Genomic DNA, 7,410 nt, shown 5'->3' with positions numbered 1-7,410 from the left:
TGCAGCTGCGGCTGCCAGCGCGAGGGATTGTTCACCTGGAACGCGGTGTTCACCGGCTCGTAGCCGGTGTAGTCCGCCCACGGCCTGGGGTGGTACGTGCGGCCCTCGTAACCCAGCACGTTCATGCCGTCGTTCTTCACAGCGTCCCAGGCGTTCCTGGCGGCCACGTTGCCGATGCCCACCGGGCTGCTCAGGTCCTCCGAGGTGTCCTCAGGATCCAGGCCGAGTGCCGTCATCAGATCCCGGATGCCCTGGGTGTCGTGGGGCAGCATCCGCTTCCACACGCCGAGCTGGGCGTAGATGGTCGCGACGTTCATGTTCCGGTTGGTAGTGGTCTCACTGGAAGGGCGGCGCGGGATCCGGGTGAACACGCCGACGGCCGTCTCGTGGTACGGCGCCAGCGCATCGAACACCGCCAGCATCGCCGCGCGGCTCGTCCACAAGAAGACCGTCACGTCCATCGGCCCGATGAACGCCAGCCTGCCCTCCACACCGGCCGCGGCGTCGGTGGGCTGGGTCCACTTGATGTAGTTGTCCTTGTCCAGGTCCAAGTCGATCTCGGCCGCCTTCTCGCCGGTGGCGGCCCCGGCCAGGCGGGGAAAGGCCAGCTGGGACAGCGCCGCGGCCGAGGCGCTGCCGATCAGCAGTGATCTGCGGCCCACGGAAAACCCTGAAGAGCCTGAAGAGGCAGTGCGTCCGGACGTCGTCATGGTGATATCCCCTGTCCCCTGATTCGTCACGATGATGGAGAAGTGATCGGTGGCCGTGCCGTGTGCTTGCCGCATCACGCCGCCGGGCGCGGTGCGGGCGGGCGGCGGCCTCCCCGCGGGCCGGCGTCCGCCGCCGCGGGGACGCGGCTGGTCAGCGGGTGGCGTCGCCGTTGATGTGCCGCTGGACGAACGCGTGGGCCAGGTCGCCGAACTGGGTGCCGAAGGCGAGGGAGGCGTCGGCGGTCTTCGTGAAGTGGGCGCCGGCCCATACGCGGCTGGCGGCGCAGTCGTCCGCGAAGCCGGTCCAGGTGGCCCAGGTCAGTTCCAGGTCGGCGGCCGGGACGCGGCCCGGTTCCTTCTGGCCCGAGCCGGCGGGGAAGGTGTGGGTCCAGTCAAGGACGTCGTCACCGAGGAAGCGGCGGGCGGCCTGCGCCTGGGCGGCGGTCAGGACGGTGAAGCCGGAGGGGTATTCGGGGTGGTTGCCCACCGGCAGGTAGCCGGTCCACTCATCGGCGGGGATGTCGTCGACGGTGCCCTTGCCGACTCCGCCCCAGGCCGTGACCGGGTCACTGCCGTACACGTGCCGTACGGCGCTGAAGGGCCGCACGGCGTCGTAGTCGCGCTTGTGGTGCCAGGCGGCGATCAGGCTGTCGAACCGCGCGGTCGAGCAGACCAGGAACAGCTGCGCCCAGCCGTCCAGGTCCAGATCGTGCGCGAGTGCCGCGGCGCGCGGCGCCAGGGTGACCGACAGCGGGGTGTGCTCGAAGAACTCCGCCTTGAGTTTGCGCTCGTCGGTCAAGGCGGCCGAGGCCGCCAGCACCTCGTCGACCGCCTGCCGGTAGGCGGCGGCGTCGGTGTGGTCGAGGTGGCCGGGCGCGGGAAGCGTGAACTGGCCGGGGTCCTTGTACGTCTGGGGGGTGACCAGGCCCAGTTGCGGGGTGGCGAAGGTCTGGGCGGTGAAGATGGCCTTGTCGCCCGGGCCGCCGTTGATGCGGCGGCGGTGCGGTTCGACGGCGGGCTGCCAGCGTGAGGGATCGGCCAGTTCGTCGGCGGTGTTCACCGGCCGGTAGCCGGTGTAGTCCTCATACGGCTGCCCGTGGTAGGTGCGGCGCTCGTCTCCCAGGGCGTTCATGCCGTCCTTCACGCGGGCGGCGACGACGGCCCTGCCCGCCGTGTTGCCGATGCCGACGGCGGTGGCCGGGTCGGCTGACTCGTCGTCAGGGTCCAGGCCCAGTGCCTGAAGCGCCTGGCGCAGGACCGGTGTCCGCTCCGTGAACACCGTCTTGGCCACCTGGAACATGGCGTGCAGGCCGGCGATGTTCTTGTTCCGGTTGGTGGCCGACTCGCCGGCGGGACGGCGCGGGATGCGGGAGTACACGCCCACCGCGCTGGGGTGGTACGGGGCCAGGGCGTCGAACCACGAGGTCTGCAGCAGATGCGTCACCCACGTGTAGGAGGCCGCATCGCCGGGGGCCATCGCATCGGCCGGCGGGTAGCCGCCCGCACCGTGGGTGGTGATCAGGTCACGGATGAAGTTGCCGTTGTCGAAATCGAACGGTATCTGCTGGGCACGGCCGGATGTCGTCACGAGGTTTGGCCTTCCTCCGCTTCGATTGCCTTCAGGTGCAGAGCAGAAACCTGGTAGTAGGCCGCGAGGTCCAGGACCTCGTACACGGGCGACCACTTGGCGGCCGTGGCGTTGATGAGAGCGCCGGGGTACTTGTGCGGAGTGGCCCGCATGAACTGCCTGATCCTCGGTTCGAGGCGGGCGGGGAGTTCTGCCAGGTCGATGCTGCGGTGCGGCTGCGGCGCGAAGGCGATCCTGAGGATCTCCTGCGTGTCCCAGCCGAGCGTGGCGTAGATCCGGTACGCCCTGCCCGCGTACGCCGTCATCTGTTCGCTCGGTGTGCTCATCCCGGTTTCGCGCAGCATGGCCGACACGGTCTTCGGGCCGAGGTCTCCGGCGGTGGCGGCGGGGGCCTGGAAGTACAGGTTGATCGTTCTGTTCTTGTAGTCGACGCCGATGAGCGCCACGTCTTCGAGACCGTAGCGGGCGAAGAATTCAGCGTTCTCGCCCACCGCGCGCGGAATGGACGGCAGGCCGGCCAGTGCGGACACGGTCTGCGGGGCGTGCGGGAAGTTCGCGTAGATCTTCTTGAACCCGCCGGTGATCCCGCAGTCGATGTAGTGCTCACTGGTGGGGACCAGCGCCACGATCTCCGAGAGCACGGTGCTGACCGGATGGTCCGTGGGGGTGAGGATTCTGCTGGCCAGGGCGTGGGCGTAGGGGTCACCGATCCCCGGGGAAACCTGGGCGGAGTACTCCATTTCCGACACCTGGGTGCCGGCCTGGAGGCTGATGATGACACCGCCGGTGTCGGAGAACCCGCCGCTGAATGCGGACAGGATCGGCCAGACCTGGTCACGTGAGAAAGGCGCGCCGACCATTCGAGCTGATTCCTCGAGGGCCGAGTGGAGACCTTCCGCCTCAGTTCCTTCGGACACCCTGGTTCCCCAAAGTCGATGCCGAAATAAATTTCCGTGAAATCCTGGTGAGCGACCCTATCACCCGCCGCTAAAGGGCCGCTCGAAAGGAACTATGAGAGGGGTCTTCTTGACATTCCGGGTGCCCGCACCGACAATTCTCGGGGTGACGAAAATGGGGCGTGCTATGCCTGTCGGCCCTGCTCACCGTAACCAGGAGAACATGCGCCGGCGCCGGTGTCCGTGCCGGTGTCCTGGTTCCCGCGGACGCCCGGCGTGAACTGCTCAGATTGGTCAGATTGGACTGGAGGGTACATGACTGGCGCAGGCATGGAAGGTCTTTACGCCGCCATCGAGGAAACGTCCGGGCTGCTGGACATATCTCCCTCGCGTGACAAGGTCTGGCCGATCCTGTCCGCGTACGACCTGGAGAAGGTCGTCGTGGCCTTCCGTGTGACGACGCGCGGCAGCCGGGATCTCGACTGCCGTTTCACGGCGCTGCCGGCGGATGTCAACCCGTACCGCTACGCGGTGTCGAAGGGCATTGCCGAAGCCACGGACCACCCCGTCGGCACGCTGCTCGACGACGTGCAGGCGAACATTCCGGTGACCGCTCACGGTGTCGACTTCGGAGTGAGTGAAGGCTTCCGGAAGACCTGGACGTTCCTGCCGGGCAACGACCTGCAGAAGCTGTCGAAGGTCGCGGCTTTGCCGTCCATGCCGCCGAGCCTGGCCGAGAATCTCGACTTCTACGCCCGTTACGGCCTGGACGACAAGAACAGCATGATCGGGATCGACTACCCGAGCCGGACGGTGAACGTCTACTTCCTGCAGTTCCCCGGCGAGTGCCGCGAGCCGGAAACGGTCCGCGCCATGCTGCGCGACCTGGGCCTGCCGGAGCCCAGCTCGCAGCTGCTGACGCTCGCCAGGCAGGCGATCGGCATCTACACCACCCTGACGTGGGACTCCCCGAAGATCCAGCGGATCACGTTCGCCACCCGGGTCGCGGACGCGCGGGCGCTGCCCGGGCGTATCGCGGTGGAGGCGGATGTCGAGAAGTTCGCGATGAACGTCCCGCACACCTATCCCGGTCCCGTCCAGGGGATGTACAACGTCGCCTCGTACTCCGGCGGCGAGTACTTCAAGCTCCAGACGTACCACCAGCTGAGCGAGGGTTCCCTGGAGGCACGGGTCCTGCTCGGCCCCGCGGGCTGAGGCCGGTGACGGCTGCGCACCGCCCCCCTTTTTTTCACGGCCGCGGCACGGTGACGTCCTGCGGGAGTCTGTCTCCCGGGCTTTCACCGTGCCGCGGTCTTCGTCCTGTGCTGCCCGTGTGCGCCGCGGGCGGGTGCCCGCCGGAAGGCCGGCCGGCGCCGGCCGGCGGCCTCAGCTTCCGGAAGGGGACACGGCGTTGGCGTCCTCGATGAGGTCGTCGACGTTGAGTTCGAACAGCCCGCCCTGGCGTCCGCTGAGCCCGGAGATCAGTTTGACGAAGTCGACCTCGGCTTCGTTCTCCTTCTCGGGGTCGACCATCTCCTGGGCCATGTTGAAGTAGAAGCCCTTGGTCTTCGAGCGGTCGTAGAAGCCCTCGACGAACTTGCGGATGTCGTGGAAGAACTCCTGGTATGCGTGGGAGTACCGGTCGAGCGCCTTCTCCTCGATCGCCGGGTGCTGGAGTATCTTGTCGACGACCTTCGACAGCGTGCTGCCCGCCAGGGTCGCCAGCGCGACACCGGTGGAGAACAGCGGGTCCACGAACGCGGCGGCATCTCCGACCAGCGCCCAGCCTTTGCCGTGGAAACGGTCGTTGGTGTACGACCAGTCGCGCGCGGAGCGGTATCCCGCGGCCTGGGTCGCGTCCTTGAGGAGTTCCTTCAGCTTGGTGGTGTGCGCGATCTCGGACTCGAAGAGGTCTTCGAGGGGCTTTTCGGACTCGGTCGCGAGTTCCGAACGCGTCACGTAACCGACGCTGAAGACACCCTTGTCGATCGGGATGCCCCAGAACCAGCCGTCCGCGGTCCCTTCGATGAGGATGTTGCTCCACTCATCGCCCGGCAGGCGGTGGCAGTTGTCGAAGTACGTCCACACCGCGACGTTGCGCAACTGCTCGTTCCAGTTGACCTCGGTGTGCTTCCGGCCGATGACGCGGGCCTGCCCGGAGGCGTCGATGACCAGGCGGGCCCTGGCCTCCTGGGTGCCGCCCAGGCCGCGCAGGGCGTAGCGGACGCCGGTGACACGGCCGTCCTCCTCGACGGTGTCCTTGACCGTCGCGTCCTCCACGACGAAGGCGCCCAGCTCACGGGCGCGGTCCAGGATCAGTGCGTCCAGGTCGGCGCGGCGGGTGTGGAAGGCGTAGGGGATGCGGCCGCCGGTGGTGAACGAGAAGTTCCACGGCACCTCGTTGTTGCCCCAGACCAGGGTGCCGCCGTACTTGCGCTCGAACCCCTTGGCCTCCATCCGCTCTTTGAGGCCGAGTTCTTCCATGGGGACCATCACGCCGGGAATGAGTGACTCCCCGATGTGGTAGCGGGGGAACCGCTCACGGTCGAGTACGAGGACACGGTGCCCGCGCCTGGACAGCAGCGCGGCTGTCGTCGCACCGGCGGGCCCCCCGCCGATGACAATGACATCGAAATCGCCAGAAAACCTGACAGGGGTGGACGACATATAGGACCTTCCAGTTCCGATGCGGCCGCACCAGCGATGCGCGTGAAGACCCCCTCCACGCACGCGAAACGCGCTTCACGACCAGAGTGCAGGCGGGGTGCCGGGCGTTGTCATCGCCCAGATTGCTCAGGGGAGATTCCACCGGGACAGTGCGGCGGCCCGGCCTTCAGCACTGCCGCGGCCGGGGCCGGGGCCGGGGCCGGGTCTCAGCCGGAGCCGGGCAGGGGGCCGCCGTCCGCCCCGGGGCGGTGCTGCCCTGCCTGTCTGAGCGCGGCGGGAAGGTGCCGCGCTTGCCCGGGTTCCTTCCGGGATTCCGGGCGCCGTGCTTCCCGGACGGGGGCGCCGGATTTCCCCGGGGAAGCAAGCGGGCTGTCAGCAGGTGAATCTGGCGGCTCTGCTCCCCCGCAGTTTCCCGCGTCCGGCTGATTGTATGTGAAAGACAAGGGCCGGCAGGGCGTTTATGCGGATTACGGTGCCGCCGTCCGGGCGGGCTGTGCGGGCGCCGGGCACGGCGTGTAAAGTATTTCTCCGCGGCATGAATTTCGGGTGCCGGTTCGAGGCCGTCTGGCCATAGTTGACCTCTAGTGGACCTCTAGCATTGCCCAGTACGGTGGCCACCGAGGCTCAGATGCCGCGCAGAATTCCCTGACCTGCGGCGCGGCATGGTTTTTCCTCACTTTTTCAAGGGTGTTATCGGCAGCCCGTGCAGAACAGGAGTCATGAGCGCGCCTGCTCTTATGGATGCGCCGGAACAGCCGGTGTGTGCGGCAGGTGGGGGGCATGGTCGGCCCGCAGACGCCGCCTTGGACCGCGGAGCCCTCTCCTTAAGGAAAGGAACACAGCGCATGACGACGTCCGGACACGCTTCTGTCTCAGTTTTCTCACCGCGGCGCAGGTCCATGCTGCTCGGCGGGCTCGGCGGTGCCGCGGCCCTGTCCACGGCGGGTTTCTCCGGCACGGCCTCAGCCGAGCCGGGCGGTGCGCCGGCCCAGGTCGCCTTCGACCTCGACAAGGACAACTACATCAAGTGGGCGCAGCCCACCGACGAGAACGCCGGCCAGTCGCCCACCTTGGAGATCCTCGGTCCGATGGACGTGACCGTGTTCCTGTGGATCAACCGGGTGGTGTGGCTTGCGGCGTTCGATGCGCTGGCGCCGTACCACGAGACGGCCGTGGGCGTGTTCACCCGGATCCCGCGCCGCCCCTCCGGGGAGTCGGCCACCAACCGGAACATGAACATCGCCGCGATCCACGCCCAGCACGGGGTCTGGAAGGAGGTCCTGCCGCAGCAGGTGGGACGTCTGCAGGAGCTGATGGTCTCGCTCGGCCTGGATCCTGAGGACACCTCGGAGGACCTGAGCAGCCCGGTGGGCATCGGCAACGTGGCCGCCAGGAACGCCTGGGACGCCCTGAAGAATGACGGCATGAACGTGCTGGGCTACGAGGGCCGCAAATACCACCCCAGGCCGTGGGCGGACTACACCGGCTACGAGCCGGTGAACACCGCGTTCCAGGTGAACAATCCCTCGCGCTGGCAGCCGCAGCTGCA

Annotated in this window: 6 protein-coding genes; 2 read left to right on the top strand and 4 right to left on the bottom strand. The window is 67.8% G+C overall.

Annotated elements, in window-relative coordinates:
- The 3 genes from B124_RS36650 to B124_RS36640 form a co-directional block, all read right to left on the bottom strand.
- Positions 1–662: DUF6851 domain-containing protein (locus tag B124_RS36650; protein WP_496507351.1), on the bottom strand; the 662-nt coding region annotated here is incomplete at its 3' end.
- A 199-nt stretch (positions 663–861) separates the two neighbouring features.
- Positions 862–2,298: a DUF6851 domain-containing protein gene (locus tag B124_RS36645; protein ID WP_496507350.1), complete on the bottom strand. Its 1,437-nt coding sequence runs from the start codon at positions 2,296–2,298 to the stop codon at positions 862–864.
- Positions 2,295–3,158, bottom strand: a complete 864-nt coding sequence (locus B124_RS36640) for an aromatic prenyltransferase (RefSeq protein WP_496507349.1) — start codon at positions 3,156–3,158, stop codon at positions 2,295–2,297. The genes B124_RS36645 and B124_RS36640 overlap by 4 nt, the downstream gene beginning before the upstream one ends.
- 351 nt (positions 3,159–3,509) lie before the next feature.
- Between B124_RS36640 and B124_RS36635 the strand changes: the two genes are divergently transcribed.
- Positions 3,510–4,409 (top strand): aromatic prenyltransferase, encoded by a 900-nt coding sequence (locus tag B124_RS36635; protein WP_496507348.1) that lies wholly within the window; start codon positions 3,510–3,512, stop codon positions 4,407–4,409.
- A 171-nt stretch (positions 4,410–4,580) separates the two neighbouring features.
- On the opposite strand, the gene B124_RS36630 is transcribed toward B124_RS36635, so the two are convergent.
- A complete protein-coding gene (locus B124_RS36630; RefSeq protein WP_496507347.1) occupies positions 4,581–5,861 on the bottom strand; it encodes an NAD(P)/FAD-dependent oxidoreductase in 1,281 nt (426 codons plus the stop codon).
- A gap of 899 nt (positions 5,862–6,760) precedes the next feature.
- Between B124_RS36630 and B124_RS36625 the strand changes: the two genes are divergently transcribed.
- A partial coding sequence (locus B124_RS36625) for a DUF6851 domain-containing protein (RefSeq protein WP_496507346.1) occupies positions 6,761–7,410 on the top strand: 650 nt, incomplete at its 3' end.

This window comes from Streptomyces sp. CNP082 (genome assembly GCF_059570535.1).
Note: the sequence above shows the minus strand (reverse complement) of the source record. Positions and strands in the feature narration are given on the sequence as shown.